At 35.9% G+C, this 16,997-nt stretch carries 14 protein-coding genes, 1 tRNA gene and 1 riboswitch; all 15 genes read left to right on the top strand.

Annotated elements, in window-relative coordinates; genetic code table 11:
- Positions 1-417 precede the first annotated feature (417 nt).
- Entirely contained in the window at positions 418-1,863 is a 1,446-nt protein-coding gene (locus tag M0Q46_01860; protein MCK9582357.1) for an HD domain-containing protein, read from the top strand.
- 75 nt (positions 1,864-1,938) lie between these two features.
- Positions 1,939-4,524 (top strand): PEP/pyruvate-binding domain-containing protein, encoded by a 2,586-nt coding sequence (locus M0Q46_01855; protein MCK9582356.1) that lies wholly within the window; start codon positions 1,939-1,941, stop codon positions 4,522-4,524.
- 189 nt (positions 4,525-4,713) lie between these two features.
- Positions 4,714-7,434, top strand: a complete 2,721-nt coding sequence (locus M0Q46_01850) for an N-6 DNA methylase (protein MCK9582355.1) — start codon at positions 4,714-4,716, stop codon at positions 7,432-7,434.
- 3 nt (positions 7,435-7,437) lie between these two features.
- Positions 7,438-8,388, top strand: coding sequence for a hypothetical protein (locus tag M0Q46_01845; GenBank protein ID MCK9582354.1), 951 nt, complete (start codon positions 7,438-7,440; stop codon positions 8,386-8,388).
- Positions 8,389-8,444: 56 nt separating this feature from the next.
- Positions 8,445-8,744, top strand: a complete 300-nt coding sequence (locus tag M0Q46_01840) for a translation initiation factor (GenBank protein ID MCK9582353.1) — start codon at positions 8,445-8,447, stop codon at positions 8,742-8,744.
- Positions 8,741-10,012, top strand: a complete 1,272-nt coding sequence (locus tag M0Q46_01835) for a U32 family peptidase (protein ID MCK9582352.1) — start codon at positions 8,741-8,743, stop codon at positions 10,010-10,012. The genes M0Q46_01840 and M0Q46_01835 overlap by 4 nt, the downstream gene beginning before the upstream one ends.
- Positions 10,009-10,236: a VF530 family protein gene (locus M0Q46_01830; GenBank protein MCK9582351.1), complete on the top strand. Its 228-nt coding sequence runs from the start codon at positions 10,009-10,011 to the stop codon at positions 10,234-10,236. Before M0Q46_01835 ends, M0Q46_01830 begins: the two co-directional genes overlap by 4 nt.
- Before the next feature lie 319 nt (positions 10,237-10,555).
- Positions 10,556-10,626: transfer RNA gene (locus M0Q46_01825), tRNA-Gly, on the top strand.
- Positions 10,627-10,769: 143 nt separating this feature from the next.
- Positions 10,770-12,068 (top strand): PhoH family protein, encoded by a 1,299-nt coding sequence (locus tag M0Q46_01820; protein ID MCK9582350.1) that lies wholly within the window; start codon positions 10,770-10,772, stop codon positions 12,066-12,068.
- Position 12,069: 1 nt separating this feature from the next.
- Positions 12,070-12,927, top strand: a complete 858-nt coding sequence (locus M0Q46_01815) for a PHP domain-containing protein (protein MCK9582349.1) — start codon at positions 12,070-12,072, stop codon at positions 12,925-12,927.
- 154 nt (positions 12,928-13,081) lie between these two features.
- On the top strand, positions 13,082-13,285 hold the full coding sequence (locus M0Q46_01810) for a cold-shock protein (protein MCK9582348.1): 204 nt from the start codon (positions 13,082-13,084) through the stop codon (positions 13,283-13,285).
- 374 nt (positions 13,286-13,659) lie between these two features.
- Complete coding sequence (locus tag M0Q46_01805; protein MCK9582347.1) at positions 13,660-14,175, top strand: cob(I)yrinic acid a,c-diamide adenosyltransferase; 516 nt, start codon at positions 13,660-13,662, stop codon at positions 14,173-14,175.
- Positions 14,172-15,023, top strand: coding sequence for an ABC transporter substrate-binding protein (locus M0Q46_01800; GenBank protein MCK9582346.1), 852 nt, complete (start codon positions 14,172-14,174; stop codon positions 15,021-15,023). The genes M0Q46_01805 and M0Q46_01800 overlap by 4 nt, the downstream gene beginning before the upstream one ends.
- Before the next feature lie 2 nt (positions 15,024-15,025).
- On the top strand, positions 15,026-16,024 hold the full coding sequence (locus tag M0Q46_01795) for an iron ABC transporter permease (protein MCK9582345.1): 999 nt from the start codon (positions 15,026-15,028) through the stop codon (positions 16,022-16,024).
- Complete coding sequence (locus tag M0Q46_01790) at positions 16,021-16,800, top strand: ABC transporter ATP-binding protein (protein MCK9582344.1); 780 nt, start codon at positions 16,021-16,023, stop codon at positions 16,798-16,800. Before M0Q46_01795 ends, M0Q46_01790 begins: the two co-directional genes overlap by 4 nt.
- Positions 16,797-16,964, top strand: a riboswitch (cobalamin riboswitch). It overlaps the preceding gene by 4 nt.
- Positions 16,965-16,997 lie beyond the last annotated feature (33 nt).

The following is a 16,997-nucleotide window of genomic DNA, read 5'->3' as shown; positions in this document are numbered from 1 at the left end:
CAATATAGAAACCATCGTGGTCTTTCTGAAAATCATAAAATTAGTTACTTAAAATGGTTTTGCTACTTCAAAACTATCAAAAATAGCAACACTTTTTGAGTATTATGCCCATCTCGAGAAGCGAAGCGACGAGAGATCTTTCAGTAAGAAGTAAAGATAAAAATTGAATAAAGTCGCGGGATTTACACCCGCCCCAGTGTTACTTTTCTTTGCTGCCCAAAGAAAAATAACCAAAAGAAATGCACCCGCGCGGCTATTCTCTCGTATTTTTTTGCGGCTCGGAAACTCGCTTTGCCACTTTGTGGCGAGCTCAAACATCCTTCGCCGAAAATACAAAAAAACACTCGTTAATTATCAGCCAAGCGGGATTGGGGAATCAATAATGAAAATTGAAGGAAAATCTTAAAACTAAAAACAATGAAAACAATAATTTCTACTATCACCAAACAACTCTCTGGCAAAAACGCATATTTCGTTGGCGGCTGGCTACGAGATATGCTCATAGGTCGTAAAAACACCGATATAGACATTGCTATACCTAACAATGCGCAAAAAACCGCTAAAACACTTGCAAAACAACTTGGCGGAACATACTTTGTTTTAGACAAAGAAAATGAAGTTTACCGTATTGCCCTAAAAAACTCCGAAATTGCCTGCATTGATATTTGCAAATACAAAGGTAAAACAATTTTAGAAGACCTACAAAAACGCGACTTCACAATAAATGCCATTGCTGCACCAATTGATTCAAAGAAGTTTGATGTTTTAAAACACATATATGATCCGCTCAATGGTAAAGCCGAGCTAAAAAGTAAAACTATAAAACAGCTCTCAAAACAAGTATTTAAAGATGACCCTGTTCGCCTAATGCGTGCCTTTAGAATTTCTTGCGAACTTGGTTTTAACATAGAGAATGCCACACTTAAAAATATTGTTGCAAACGCCAAACTCTTACATACAACCGCCGCCGAACGCTCACGCGAAGAAATGCTAAAAATACTTCTTGCAAATAATTCAATAGACACTTTAGAACAATTAGACAAAACCGGACTACTCTGCCAACTGTTCCCGTGCCAAACATCAATGAAAAAGTCGTCAAAAAAGTTTTACTTTCATAAAAATGGTTTGTGGGATCACTCTGTAAAAACACTAAAATCATTGGAAAACATTTTAGACACAATAGAAAAACACTTCCCAGATAACAATGAACTAATAAAACAACATCTAAATTCAGAAATTGCGGGCGGCATAAAAAGATACCAACTACTAAAAATTGCAGCACTCTTTCACGACTGCGCAAAACCAATGTGCGCAAAAAAAGTTGGCGGCAAAATGCATTTTTTAGGCCATGAAACTAAGGGCTCTGCTCTAATTGGCCAGACGCTTACCAACCTGAAATTTCCCAAAAAATGTATTACTTATGTTCAAGAACTGGTTTTGCATCATATGCGCCCTATAAGCTTGGGTCAATCGGCTATACTTACAGAAAGGGCAAAGCAAAGAATACATAAGGCACTTGGCACCAACCTTCCTGACCTGTTAATTTTGGCATTATGTGATTGTATGTCTTACAAAAACCTTAACATAAAGGTAAGTGTAAAGTTTGAAGTTATAGAAAATTTGGTGCGTAAAATTATTAAATATTATTTTCAGGAACAAAATAAACCAGTTCTTCCAAAACTTTTAGACGGGCATTTTCTAATGCAAAAATTAAAAATAAAACCCGGCCCTGCAGTTGGCATATTGCTCTCTTACATTAAGGAGTTACAACAAAGAGGGAAAATATCCACAAAAGAAGAAGCCCTCAAAACAGCAAAAGAGAAACTAAAAATAAAAAGAATTCAAAAGTTACTTGTGAAATGATAGAGGTAGAATTAAATCAGGGAATAAATCGGAAGGCGCGTTAGTAGCAGAATCTAAGTATGGGCTTATAACAAAATGAAATCTTTGGCTAAACAAACTACAGGAATAAATGGACTGGACGAAGTAATAAATAATCTTCGTTTGGGCGACAATGTTGTATGCCAAATAGACAAACTGAGCAATTATCGGTATTTGGTGAGGGAATTTGCCAAGGATGCGATTTCAAAAGAAAAAAGGGTAATCTATATGCGCTTTGCCAGCCACGAGGCGCTTTTCAATAATTCTGACGGAGTTTTTACTTATAATCTTGATGCAAAAGAAGGTTTTGAAACATTTTCTACAAAGGTCCACGAAATAATAAAAAAAGAAGGCATAGGCGTATTTTATGTATTTGACTGTCTTTCAGACCTTCTTCTTTATTGGGCCGCGGATCTGATGCTTGGCAATTTTTTTGTTATTACCTGCCCTTATCTTTTTGAACTGGATACAATCGCGTATTTTGCCATTATGCGCGATGAACATTCATTTAAAACTGTTGCGCGAATAAGGGAAACTACTCAGCTATTGCTTGATGTTTACAGCATAGATTCAACACTTTGCATACATCCTCTTAAAGTTTGGAACCGCTATTCTTCAAGTATGTTCCTTCCGCATATAAAAGAGAAAGAAAAATTTATTCCTATTACAAGCTCTACTGATGCTGCCAGGTTGTTTTCTTATGCAGCAACTAAATTTTCTGAAAATTCTGAAAGAAATCTGGATTATTGGGACCGTCTTTTCTTAAAAGCGGAAGGAATTGAAAGAAACGCTTCAAATGAAAAGAAATTGGAAATTATTGAAAAGATCTCAAAAGTGATGCTGGCCCGCGAAAAAAGAATACTTGATCTGGCTCAAAAGAACTTTAACCTTCAAGATTTTCTTGATATTAAATCTAGAATGATCGGAACGGGTTTTATAGGCGGTAAAGCCGTTGGCATGCTTCTCTCAAGAAAAATTCTTGCTAAAGATATATCTTATGACTGGAACAACTTACTTGAACCACACGATTCTTTTTATATTGGCTCAGATGTTTATTATACTTACATAGTCCAAAACGGCTTATGGAAACTAAGAATGGCGCAGAAAACAAAGGAAGGGTATTTCAAAGAGGCAAATAAATTAAAAGAGGCCTTACTTAACGGTAAAATGCCGGAAGAAATAAGAGAACAGTTAATGCTCATGATAGAATATTTCGGACAATCACCAATAATAGTCCGCTCCAGCAGTTTGCTGGAAGACAGTTTTGGCAATGCATTTGCCGGAAAATATGAAAGTATTTTTTCGGTAAATCAGGGGATAACAGAAGAAAGATATGCAAAACTAGAAGAATTTATTAAACAAATATTTGCAAGCACAATGAACGAAGATGCGTTAAGCTATCGTTTGCAGAGAGGTTTGGACACCACTGACGAGCAGATGGCGCTTTTAGTTCAAAGGGTTTCAGGCACTTATCATAAAAATTATTTTTTTCCCGATGCCGCAGGTGTAGGGATTTCATACAATACTTTTGCCTGGAAAGAAAAAATGGACCCGAAAGCCGGCATGTTAAGGATAGTTTTCGGGCTTGGGACCAGAGCCGTTAATAGAGTTGAAGACGATTATCCCAGGGTTGTTGCTCTTGATGACCCTTTAACAAGGCCTTACCATGATTCGGATTATCTTATGCGTTTTTCTCAGCATAAAATGGATGTGCTTAATATTGATTCAAATAATATTGAAACCGTATCCGTAGCTAAAATTCTGGAATATCTTCCTGAATGCAAAAATAAGCTATTTGGTTCAGAGGATTTAATAACTAAGGAAAAAATGCGCGAATTAAAAATAAAAGGTGAAAACGCATGGAATATGAACTTTGACGGGCTGTTTTCCGAAACTGACTTTGGTAAAATTATGTCCAGGATGCTTAAAAATTTGGAAGATATGTATCAGTATCCCGTTGATATTGAATTTACGGCAAATTTTCTAGATGACGGAAAATTCAATATTAACCTTTTACAATGCAGGCCACTGCAGGTAAGGGGCGCGGGGAAAAAAATTACTATTCCTTCAAATATTGACCAGAACAAGATCCTCTTTGAAACAAAAGGAAGTTTTATGGGCGGTAATATTGCCCAGAAAATATCCAAAATTATTTATGTGGATCCCTCCCTGTATTATGAGTTGGCCGAAAAAGAAAAATTTCTCCTGGCTCGTTATATCGGCCAGATAAATAAGAATATCTCAGATAGAGATAAAAATCCTGTGGTTTTAATTGGCCCCGGCAGATGGGGAACATCAACTCCTTCTTTGGGAGTTCCAGTAAGCTTTTCAGAAATAAACAATATTTCCGTTCTAGTTGAGATAGACTACGAATCAGGCAATATACAGCCTGAACTTTCTTTTGGGACTCATTTTTTTCAAGATCTGGTTGAAACGGATATATCTTACGCTGCAGTGTTTTCCGGTGCTAAAAAAGGCTTTTTTAACACAAAGTTTTTTGAACAGTTTAATAATTCAGTTGATTCTCTTATAAAAGAAGAAAACTTGGCAAAAAATGCTATTTATGTTTATGATACCAGCTCAAAGAATATACAGATTCTTTCGGATATTCTTACTCAAAAGATGATATGTTTTTCAAGTTAGGAAAAATATCTACAATACAAGAAGCACTCAACTCAGCAAAAGGAAAACTGAAAGTAAAAAGAATTCAAAAATTACTTGTAAAATGACAAAAAGATTGCCTGCCTCGCCACAATCTCTTTGTGGCGGGTCATTCCCTCGGATAGTAAGAGGGAATCCATAAAGGTTATGTAAACACAAGGAAAGGAATAAATGGAACTGTTAAAACAGCAGGCAAAAGAAAACCTTTCAAAACTCATAAAAAAGTTTGAAGCAGAAATAGCTTCAGGTGAGGCCTACGAATATAACGAAGAAGCCACAAAAATGGCTTTTATAGAACCCCTATTAAAAGATGTTCTCGGCTGGGATGTAAACAATCACAACGAAGTATGCCCGGAACACAAGGTTTCACATAAACGGGTGGACTACAGCCTTAAAATAGATGGTAAAGACCAACTATTTATTGAAGCAAAATCTGTAAAAGAAGACCTTGAAAACCATATAGAGCAAGCAGTAAAATATGGTTATAATCGCAAAGATGTTTCATTTGTAATCCTTACCGATTTTAAAGATTTAATGCTTTTTGATGTTACAATCAAGCCCGATAAACGAAACCCAAAAAAAGGATTAAAGCTTAAACTAACCTGGCAAGAGTACGAAACTAAATTTGATAAATTATGGCTTCTTTCGCGTGAATCCGTTATAAGTGGAGAGTTAAATAACCTTCTTCGTGAAAAGCCAAAAAATCAACAGCCAGTAGATAAAGCAATACTGAAAGATTTGGAAAACTGGCGCGAAGCTCTTGCAAAAGACCTTTACAAAAACAATCACCACCTATTTAAAACAGACGATATAAACCGCGATGCTGATTACCTTAAAGAAATAACCCAACGCATTCTTGATAGAATAATATTTATGCGTTTTGCTGAAGACAGACAGCTTACCCACAGACCTCACTTAAACACAATATTTGAAGACAGAGCAGAAAATATTGGCACAAAAGCAATGATATTTTTAAAAGATGAGTTTAAACACTACGACATCATATTTAATAGTGATCTTTTCGCACCAAAAGAATGGGAAAGAAACCTTGCAGTAGATTTTAAAGTAATGAAGCAAATAATTGAAGAGACCTATAACCCTTACGAGTTTGATGTAATACCATTGGAAGTATTAGGCAACATTTACGAGCAATATCTTGGTTACACAATACGCCTAACAGAACAACAGGTAAAGTTTGAGCTCAAGCCCGATGTGCGTAAAGCTGGCGGTGTTTATTACACGCCCGAATATATTGTTGATTATATTGTAAAAAACACCGTAGGTAAAATGCTTAATGAGCTTTCACCTGCAAAAGCAAAGAAAATAACAATATTAGATCCAGCTTGCGGTTCAGGTAGTTTTTTAATTCGTGCCTACTCAGAAATGCTTGAGTACTACAAAAATCAAAAAAAGTCCAAAATACATTCTGAACAACAATCATCACTTGAACTAAACGATACTTCTGGTTCTGTACTTTCAATTTTTGAAAAAGCAGAAATATTAAGAACCCACATTTTCGGAGTTGATATAGATGCTCAAGCAGTAGAAGTAACAAAACTTTCTCTAATGTTTAAAATGTTAGATGGTGAATATGGAGTAGTTCCTGGCAGGGCTATATTGCCAATGTTAGATAAAAACATTCGTTGCGGTAATTCTTTAATTTCGGGCAACACCTTTGAGTTGCAATCATATTTCGGCGAAGATTATTACAAAATCAATGCCTTTAACTGGGAAGACCGCTTTTCAGCAGTTATGAGTAATGGTGGTTTTGATGTGGTGATAGGTAATCCGCCTTATGTTGTTTTAGATGCTGATAATAAATTTCTAGGATATTTCAAAGAAGAATATTCAACTGCACATGGTGGGAAAATAAATCTATATAAGATGTTTATTGAAAGAAGTGTCTACTTACTTAAAGATAATGGACATTTTGGTTTCATTTGTCCAAGCAATTATCTGTCTAGTTCAGATAGTAAAGAATTAAGAAAATTACTTCTTGAAAATACAAGCTTAAGGGAAATAATAGAATATACAGAGAAAGACAGAGTGTTTTTGGGTGTAACACAGGCATTAACAACATTGTTATTTAATAAATCCAAAAAAAATATTGATTTGTTGATTTTAAAAACAAGTAAGCAGGGGACAATTAAGGTAAGTCAAGAAGAATTTTATAAGAATCCAGGTTTTGAATTTATATTTAAAAATGACGTAATAAATAAAATTCAACAATGTAAGCAATGTTTTAAGGATGTCATTGAAGGTTATCAAGGCGAAATAAATGTAAGTATAAATAAAGAATTATTTTCAACAACGAGTGGGGAAAATAAATTACCTCTTTTAAGAGGTAATTTGATATCTCATTACAATTTATTGGGAAACATAAACGAATATTGCCCAACTTGTGTTGATAAAAGGGGCCATTGGCATTTTGAAAGAGTTGTATTTCAAGAAGTTTCCAATCAACAACAAAAACGAAGAGTAAAAGCAACAACAATTGATAAAAATATTCTTTGTGGGCACACAACTAATTATTGTTTCAGTATTGGAAATAATATTGATAATGAATTTATTTTAGGCTTATTAAATAGCAAATTAGTAAATTATTATTTTCAATTTTTTAATAATACCAACCATGTTCCAATTGGTGAAATTAAGAATATTCCTTTTTGTAATGTAAATTTATCAAACAATGCTGACAAAGAAAAGTACGAGAAATTGATATTTTTAGTTAGAAATATTCTTGATCTAAATTTTAAAACTAAAAAGGTATCGTGTAATGAGAAAGTTCTAATCCAGCAACAAATTTCACAAACTGACCGAGAAATTGACGAACTTGTCTACAAGCTTTATGGTTTAACCAAAGATGAAATAAATATTATTGAAAAGGAATAGGCATTGCAAAAAATTGTATCTTTAGAAAACCATATTGACAAAATTAGAGAATTAGTTTGTGAACCAAGACGCTCAAATGCATTAGTGAAAAATACTATTAACTGGCATCAATTATGCAGTTGCATGGATACTTTAGGTGATACTGAAAGTGCTATTTGTTTTTATGAAGAGGCATGCTTTCCAGAAGGTGGTGGAAAATACATTTACATTTATGGATTATTGCAGGTCATGGTTGCTCAACAAAACTCAGTAAATGATATTTTAGTGGCATTAGATTTTTCAAAAATATCATGGAAAGATGAGCCATCTCTATTTAAGATTCGCGATTTACGGAACCGTAGCATTGGACACCCTACTAAAACTGATAAAACACCTATTGTTGCGTCACATTTTATTTCTAGACCAAGCTTAACAAAAGATGGCTTTCAATTAATGATTTGTGAAAAAGGCAATAGCCGGTTTGAAAATGTTAATATAAAAGAATTGATTGCAACTCAAAGAGAGGAGTTATCAAAAAAAATGAGTGAAATAATTAAAAAACTTCAAGAAGATGATAAAACTCATAAGAATAAATATGCAAAAGAAAAACTAGAAAGTATTTTTGAAAGATATGGATATTGCATATCAAAAATATTTGAAGCAATTGGAGATGAAGACACTCATTGCATTGCAACAATTTCGCTTAATGAAATTAATGACACTCTTAATATTTTTATGAATAAACTTAAGGAACGAGGATTAGAATATAATAGTGTTGCCGATATATACAATAAAATTGCTTATCCACTTAAGGAATTAGAGATGTATTTTAGTGTCACTCATGGAATAAATAGTGAAACAGCTTATATATTTACAACTTTTATTAACTGTAAAGTTAAAGAATTAAAAGATATTGCTATTGAGATTGATAATGAGTACTCTGAAATATTGAAAAATAAAACCCAAAAAAAATGAAGTAAAAATATAGTTAAATTTGGGAATTAATAATATTTTCTATTCTCACAACACTTATGACAAAACTCACAATGGGCCCGAGATGGGTTTCTAATAATGGGAAAGATCTAATAGTTAAACCTGCCGCATCAGTTAACTCACATTCACCTAAACTCAAAATTCATTTAGAAATTAGATCAGGGAAAAAGGTTACAGTTATTACCGGTTTACTTACATACGGCACCGATAGATTAAATACTATTGCCAAAGAATTAAAAACCAGTTTTGGAGCGAGTGGCACAGTTAAAAACGGAACTATTGAAATTCAAGGTGATAAAATATCCCAACTGAAATTGTGGCTAACAAAAAACTTATGAAACATAAAGTAAATAAAATTCAAAAGCCCGAACTACTACTTCCTGCTGGCTCATTAGCAAAACTTAAAACCGTTATTCTTTATGGTGCCGATGCTGTCTATATGGGCGTGCCTGACCTTTCGCTTAGGGCAAAATCTACATTTGGTGTTGAAGAATTCAAAGAGGGGATAAGTTTTGCAAAAGATAACGGGAAAAAAGTTTACCTTACTCTTAACCTTTTCTCGCATAACAGCGATATTCCTAAACTATCCGGATTTATTAAAACTATCAAAAAACTTAAACCTCATGGCGTAATTATTTCTGACCCGGGCGTTTTTCAATTTGTGCACAAACAACTACCTAAACTGCCTATCCATATATCTACTCAGGCAAATGTTTGCTCTGCCCTTGCTGTTGATTTCTGGAAAAATATGGGTGCTTCCCGCTGTGTTTTAGGTAGAGAGGTGAGTTTTAAAGAAGCACTTGAGATACGAAAAAAATGCAAAGCTATTGAACTTGAAATTTTTGTGCACGGGGCAATGTGCATTAGTTATTCTGGCAGATGTTTGATGTCTGCTTTTATGGCTTCACGAAGCGCAAATTCGGGAGCGTGCGCGTATTCATGCAGGTGGAAATATAAAAGTAAACTTGTGCTTGAAGAAGAAACAAGGCCTAATCAATACTTTACTCTTGAAGAAGACAATAAAGGTTCGTATGTTTTTAATTCAAAAGACCTTTGCCTTATATCTAAATTAGACAAGGTTTTTTCAGCAGGTTTTAGTTCTCTTAAAATTGAGGGAAGAACAAAAAGCGAGTACTACGCCGCACAGGTTACAAGGGTTTACCGAAAAGCCATTGATGACTATTTTCTTGCACCAAAAAAATGGTCGCCTAAAATTTATATGAGTGAACTTTTAACGCTTCAAAACAGGGGTTATACCGAAGGTTTTTTTGACGGCCCGCCTACAAGAGAGTCACAGGAGTACAACAACTGCGCAAGTAGAAGTGAGTGGAGCAGCTGCGGCTTTGTACGAAAAAATAACGGCGAGTGCATTACTCTTGAAATTAAACATAAGCTGTCAAAAAATGATGAAATTGAACTGCTATCGCCTTACAGGTTTGAACCATACAAATTAACACTAAATAATATTATGCTTGCAGGTGGGAATAAAATTGTTGAAAGCATTTCGCCCGGCCGTTCTAATCAGTCAATAAAGATATTTCTGCCGAAAGTTGACGCAAAACTCTTCCCTGTTTACAGCGTTGCAAGGATAAAACTCAGGCCATGACAGATAAAAATTCAAACGATCCATTGCATGGCATTACACTAGAAACAATTTTAAAACAGCTTGTTGAAGAATATGGCTGGGAGCAACTTGGGCTGAGGATAAATATTAAGTGTTTTAAGAATGATCCAACCATTAATTCCAGTTTAAAATTTTTGAGAAAAACCCCGTGGGCAAGAAAAGATGTTGAAGACCTTTGGGTTAGCGGCCAGAAAAGGAAGAAGTAACTATTTCTTTTCTTGTCATCTTTTGCTTTTTTAGTCTGTCATCTTCGGGCTTGACCCGGAGATCCAGAAAATATTTATCTTAGGTACTAGATTCCCGCCCGCCCTAGGCGGGATCAGGGATTTGATTTCTTTTTTTAGTTGTCATTCCGACCTCGCCAAAGACGGGGAGGAATCTTTAAGATCCCTCACTGCGTTTCGGGGTGACAAACTGTGCGAAACGGGAATGATGGGTAAGAGTGGGTGCCAATAACAAGACCGTCTTAAAATTGACACTTTGGTTCTAAAACATATAAAATCACTTTAGAAATAAATAAGACCTGCGGGCGTAGTCTAGTGGTAAAACCTTAGCTTCCCAAGCTAAAGATGTGGGTTCGATTCCCATCGCCCGCTAAAACCTGAATTTCGCAATATGGTTTGTGGCATGCGCTACGGCTTAAATAATAAATGACAACTCTAAAACATTACAAAACCTATAAAAACTCACCAGTAATAAATAAAAATATTTACATAACTTACACCCAAGGAGCCAAGGGATGAAAACTTTCGTATTAGATACGAATGTTCTGTTGCACGACCCAGACGCAATTTACAGCTTTGCAGATAACCTTGTTGCAATTCCAATAACAGTAATAGAGGAACTAGACGGCCTAAAACGCCTAAACGACGAACGCGGCAGAAGCGCAAGAAGCATATCGCGCAAACTTGATGACTTGCGCAAAAAGGGAAAACTATCAGATGGCATTAAACTAAAAACTGGCGGCACATTAAAAATTGAGTTTGAATACAACAAAGACCTTTTACCGCCATTTTTAAGCGCATTTGCCGACAATAGAATACTTGGCATTGCTCTGCAGCTTAAACAAAAAAATCCAAATGTTTATTTAATTACAAAAGATATTAACCTGCGTATAAAAGCCGACGCATTAGGCCTTATCGCTCAAGATTATGAGAAAGCTAAAGTTAACATTGATGAAATTTATAAGGGCTGGAGGGAAGTAAAAGTAGCATCAGAGCTTATTGATAAATTTTTTGCCGATGGCAAACTTGTTTTAAAAGATAATTTTTTTCCAAATGAAGGGGTACTACTTAAAGATATAAATGGCAGTGTAAAAAGTGCTCTTTCAAAGTATAGCTACAGCGCAAAAGCACTTATACCGCTATTTCATATCAATGCACAACCATGGGGACTTAAACCGCTAAATATGGAACAACGCTTTGCCATAGAACCTTTACTTTGCAACGATGTCAACCTTGTAACGCTTATAGGCACCCCAGGCGCAGGTAAAACACTGCTTGCACTTGCATGTGGTTTACAAAAAACTGTTGAGGAAAAACAATTCCGTCGCCTATTTATTGCCCGGCCAATAATGCCAATTGGCCGCGATATTGGCTTTTTGCCCGGTTCAAAAGAAGAAAAGTTAACCTCTTGGATGGGCGCTATTAATGATAACCTTGAGTTTTTAATAGACCGTTTTGAGCCAGATGATAAAACGGAAGAAAAAATTCAGTATCTTTTTGACTCAGGAAAAATTGAAATTGAATCTCTTTCATATATTCGCGGCCGCTCACTGCCAAATATGTATATAATAATTGATGATGCTCAAAACTTAACACCGCATGAAGTAAAAACAATTATATCTCGTGCCGGCGAAGGCACAAAAATTGTACTTACAGGCGACCCATACCAAATTGACAACCCTTACTTAGATGCTTCATCAAATGGTTTAACCTACCTTGTAGAGCGTTTTAAAGGGCAAGAAATTTTTGGTCATATGAACTTTACAAAAAGCGAAAGAAGCAAACTCGCCGCGCTTGCATCGGAACTTCTATAAAATGACAGATCTTTACGCAGACCTGCACCTTCACACAAATCACTCCGATGGTTCCTTCTCGCCTAAGGAAGTTGTTAAACGGGCAAAAACTGTTGGGCTCTGCGCCATTGCGATAACTGACCATGATACAACCGATGGCATTGATGAGGCCAAAGAAGAAGGTCTGCTAAGTAACATAGAAGTTATTTCAGGGGTAGAGCTATCCGCAGAAACTACTGATGACAAAAAACGGGAAATACACATATTAGGCTATTGTATTGAACATAAAAGCGGCCCGTTGCAGGAGTATTTAAAAAAGTTTCAAGATGCCCGCACTAAAAGAGCTTACGCAATACTTGAAAAACTTAGAAAACTAAATATTACATTAGATGAAGCAGAACTATTCGCAATGATAAAACCAGGTGGCTCTATCGGCCGTTTACACTTCGCAAAAGCACTTATAAAAAATTCATATTCAAGAAGCATAAATGATGCTTTTGAAAATTACCTATCTGTCGGCCGGGCCGCCTATGTTCCAAAGTTTGCATTAACTCCGTCGGAAGCTGTAAAAATAATAAACGATGCTGGCGGTGTTGCGGTACTTGCGCATCCATCTTTTTCATTAGATTCAAATTCACCATTATTAATAGAGCTTATTAAAGACGGGCTCAAAGGCATAGAGGCATGGCACTCAAGGCATTCGCCATCCGCACAAAAGCACTTTAAACAACTTGCGCAAGAAAATGGATTAATTGCCACCGGTGGCTCCGACTGCCACGGGCAAATGCCTCACCATGACCCGCTAATAGGCAAAGTAAAAATTGACTACACAATAGTTACGGAACTTAAAAAATTGGCAGCAGCAGGAAAACAATTATAGTAAGAGCAAATTGCTTTTATTAAGTTTTTTAATTTAGATGTTGCAAAATAGAAATTATATGCTATAATGCGCAGGTGCACTTTAGCAATAAAGGCACAAAATAAGCTCAGCATCAAGTAGTAGTTGGGCAAAAAAAAGTAAGGAGTACAGTACAATGGCAACAGGGAAAGTGAAGTGGTTCAATGACGCAAAGGGTTTTGGTTTTATTTCGAACGACGACGGCAGCGGAGATGTGTTTGCTCACTTCTCAGCAATAGCCGCGGAAGGCTTTAAATCTTTAGCTGAAGGCGACTCAGTTACATTTGATGTCGAAACCTCAGACAAAGGTCCAAAAGCAGCTAATATCAGAAAAGCATAATTTCTTTTGATACTTAGTAAAAAAACTATATAATAAAACTTGAGCTTTAGAATAGGCATAAAAGTAGACGGTTGTATTAGTTCTTTATTGCTTGGGTTGTTTGGTGAAGTTTTACAAACAACTCATAACTACGCAAATTGAGGAAGTTCCGTGAGGTTCTAATTAATTAGAACCAATTCGGACACTGCCCCGCAACGGTAATTTGAGATAATACTCAATAGTCCGGTCTACGGTTTGTGTAAATACAGTTTACCTTCGTGGGAGGGTGTGGCTCAAAATTATTAGTATTTTTATCCCCACTTTCCTTTTTTGGAAAGTGGGGATTTTTATTTTGTAGGCACTACCTATATACATAAATAAGAGGTTAAAATTTTATGCTTTATGTGATAACTGGTAACGGAAAGGGGAAAAGCACTTCTGCCATGGGGCAGATACTGCGTGCCTGCGGCCATGGGCATAGTGTATGCCTTGTTCAGTTATTTAAGGGGAAAGAGTTCTATGGGGAACAAAAAATTTTAGAAAAATTGCCAAATGTTGACATCTTTACATTCGCTCCAAAACATCCTGCCTGTTTTCCTAATATACCAAAGAACAAATTGTTAAAGCAGTGCTCAGAAGCAATTGAATTCTTAAAAACACTTATAAACAAAGAAAATAAATACAAACTTATAGTTTTAGATGAATTTGTCATTGGACTAAGGGATAAATTTATCAAAATTGATGTATTACTTGATATTCTATTAAAATTAGCTTCAAAATACGATGTATTTATTACGGGTAGAGGTGCACCAAGGAAACTAATTGAAGCCGCAGACATGGTTTCTGAAATAAAAGAAGTTAAACATCCTTTTAACCGCGGGATTAAAGCAAAAAAAGGAATTGAATTTTGAACTTACTACTCAAAAACAGTATTTTTTTCAAATTAACGGCATTTGCTGGTCTTTTATTGCTTTCGACAACCGTAAATTTGTGCGCAAAAAACCCTTTAAGAATAGTTTCTTTGGCGCCAATTGCGACGGAAAACATTTACTTACTTGGCTTTGAAGAACAGACCATTGGCATAACTTTGTATTGCCCACAAGGAAAATCACCCAAAGAGGTCATTGGCACATTGCTTGAGCCAAACCTTGAAAAAGTTGTTTCACTTAAGCCAGACATTGTATTTACCTCTAAGGAAGGCAATAAAAAGGCAACTGTTGAAAAACTTAGAGATTTAGGGCTAAAAGTTGTGGTATTAGACAAAGTAACCGATTTTGATGGCATTTGCTCAAACCTTATGACCGTTGCAAAAGCGTTAAACAAAGAAGAATATGCCAAAAATATTATAAATACAGCAAAAGCAGAGCTCGGGAAATTAAAAAACAGCGACTACAAGCAAACAGTTTTTATGGAGATTGGGTCATCACCACTTATAACAAGTGGTAAAAATACATTTATTAATGACATTGTAAACTATGCTGGAGCTAAAAACATATTTAGTTCGTCAAATACGCGTTATCCGTCAATAAACCCTGAAGAGGTAGTGCTGGTAAACCCTGATATAATAATTATCTTACTTATGGATTCAAAAGACAATTACAGAAAAAACTACTGGTTAAACTTTAAAAATCTAAAAGCCGCAAAAAACAATTCCGTATATTGCATAAACCCAGAAATAATAGCAAACCCAACCCCGCTTAGTTTTATAAATGCTGTAAAAGAAATAAAAAAATTAGTTGATTCAACTAATAAACGCTGACTATGAATAAACCATTTAAACCAATGTTTTTTACATTTCTAATACTGCTTGGCGCGCTCGCGCTTTCCGCCTTTGTTTTGGGCTCAGCAACAGGAAGTTTTAAAGAGCTTTTTAACGCACTGTTTTTTCCATCGGCATCAGATGCTTACAGTATAATCCTTTGGAAACTTAGAGCTCCAAGAATTCTTGCCGCAATTATTGTAGGAGCCGGTCTCTCAAGCAGCGGCTGCGCACTACAAAGCATATTAAGGAACCCTCTTGCCGAACCATACACACTGGGCATTTCATCTGGAGCTTCATTTGGCATTACCCTTGCAACGGTACTTGGACTAACTTCTATAAATGTTTTTTTTCTACCGGCATTTTCATTTGCCGGCACACTTCTATGCATTTTTGCCGTTTATTTTATTACTTTGCGTTTTTCTTTTTCTTCTTTTTCACTGTTGCTTTCTGGTGTAATGTTCGGGCTTATTTTTTCGTCGTTATCTATGCTTCTAATTGCCCTTAGCGACCCAAACAAAATGTCTGCCGCGATATTATGGTTATTTGGAGACCTGTCAAATGTAAATATTTCAATGCTTTGGATATCTTGCGCGCTCATATTGCCGCTTACAATATTTTTGTGGACTCGCTCAAAAGAACTAAACGCGCTATCGCTGGGCGAGGAAAAAGCTCATTACCTTGGAGTTAATGTTAAACGATCAAAACAAATAATATTCATTGTTTGCGCATTGCTTACAGGGGTTTGTGTGGCGCTCTGCGGAGTAATTGGTTTTGTAGGGCTTATTGTGCCAAACCTTTTACGACTTTTTTTGGGGTCTGATAACCGCGTCCTTTTGCCGGCATCCACAATACTTGGCGGGGCATTTTTGCTTTTATGCGACACCTTTGCAAGAACAGTAGCCAGACCTCTTGAATTGCCTGTTGGCGTGCTAACAGGAGTGGTAGGCGGAGCATTCTTTTTGCTTTTACTTATTAAAACAAGTGAGACGGAAAAATGAGCAATAATTATCCTCTTATACAAATTGAAAATGTTTCTGCAAACTACGGCAAAACCAATGTGTTAAATGGCGTAAATCTATCATATAACTCAACTGGGTTTTCTTGCCTGCTTGGGCAAAACGGCTCCGGGAAAACATCACTTTTTAGGGTTATAACGGGCTTGCTAAAACCATCTGCCGGAAAAATTCTTTATAAGGGTATAGACATAAAAGAGCAAAACAACTTCAAGCTTGCAAAAGTTATAGCCGTAATGCCACAATTTTTTGAACTCCCATTTGGTTTTACAGTTGAAGAATTTGTTTTGATGGGAAGAACACCCCATTGGAAATCTATGTTTTCTCCATCAAAAAATGACATTGATATTGCGTATGAAAAAATAAAAATTTGCGGCATAGGTAATATTGCAAAAAGAAAAGTAAATGAACTCTCAGGCGGAGAAAAACAAAAAACTGCATTAGCTCAAACACTTGCTCAAGAACCGGAAATTATGTTTTTAGATGAACCCACCGCGCACTTAGATATAAAGTATCAGTTGGAAATATTGCGCCTTTTAAGCGAGCTTTCAAAGAAGATTTCAATTGTTGCCGCCGTGCATGATATAAACATAGCAAGCACATATTGCCAAACCACTGCTGTGTTAAAGAATGGCTCATTAATTGCTTGCGGAAACACACAAGAAGTTATTGCCTCCGGTGCGATTAGTAATGCATTTGATGTTTGCGTTCGCACAGAAAAAAACCCATTTACTGGGAAAGTAAATATTTTTATAGATTAATTAGTAATAGCGCAGGTAATGGGAAACCAGTGAGAATCTGGTACAGTCCCGCTACTGTAACCGCAGTTAAATCTGAATTTGTTAACCACTGTCGTAATGACGGGAAGGTTTTCAAAAGTAGAAAGCGGAAAGTCAGGAGACCGACCTGCGACTTTAAACCCAGATTGCAAAATCCGGGTTAGATCCCGTGGAGGAAT

This window comes from Endomicrobiales bacterium, from assembly GCA_023228045.1.
In the GTDB taxonomy this organism is placed as follows: Bacteria; Elusimicrobiota; Endomicrobiia; order Endomicrobiales; family JALOBY01; genus JALOBY01.
This window is presented reverse-complemented; position numbering and strand designations above follow the sequence as displayed.

Coding starts and splice junctions, on each gene's coding strand:
- M0Q46_01805 (MCK9582347.1), top strand. CDS start 13,660: ATGCTTTATGTGATAACTGGTAACGGAAAGGGGAAAAGCACTTCTGCC.
- M0Q46_01830 (MCK9582351.1), top strand. CDS start 10,009: ATGACAGATAAAAATTCAAACGATCCATTGCATGGCATTACACTAGAA.
- M0Q46_01790 (MCK9582344.1), top strand. CDS start 16,021: ATGAGCAATAATTATCCTCTTATACAAATTGAAAATGTTTCTGCAAAC.
- M0Q46_01840 (MCK9582353.1), top strand. CDS start 8,445: ATGACAAAACTCACAATGGGCCCGAGATGGGTTTCTAATAATGGGAAA.
- M0Q46_01795 (MCK9582345.1), top strand. CDS start 15,026: ATGAATAAACCATTTAAACCAATGTTTTTTACATTTCTAATACTGCTT.
- M0Q46_01860 (MCK9582357.1), top strand. CDS start 418: ATGAAAACAATAATTTCTACTATCACCAAACAACTCTCTGGCAAAAAC.
- M0Q46_01835 (MCK9582352.1), top strand. CDS start 8,741: ATGAAACATAAAGTAAATAAAATTCAAAAGCCCGAACTACTACTTCCT.
- M0Q46_01815 (MCK9582349.1), top strand. CDS start 12,070: ATGACAGATCTTTACGCAGACCTGCACCTTCACACAAATCACTCCGAT.
- M0Q46_01810 (MCK9582348.1), top strand. CDS start 13,082: ATGGCAACAGGGAAAGTGAAGTGGTTCAATGACGCAAAGGGTTTTGGT.
- M0Q46_01855 (MCK9582356.1), top strand. CDS start 1,939: ATGAAATCTTTGGCTAAACAAACTACAGGAATAAATGGACTGGACGAA.
- M0Q46_01820 (MCK9582350.1), top strand. CDS start 10,770: ATGAAAACTTTCGTATTAGATACGAATGTTCTGTTGCACGACCCAGAC.
- M0Q46_01850 (MCK9582355.1), top strand. CDS start 4,714: ATGGAACTGTTAAAACAGCAGGCAAAAGAAAACCTTTCAAAACTCATA.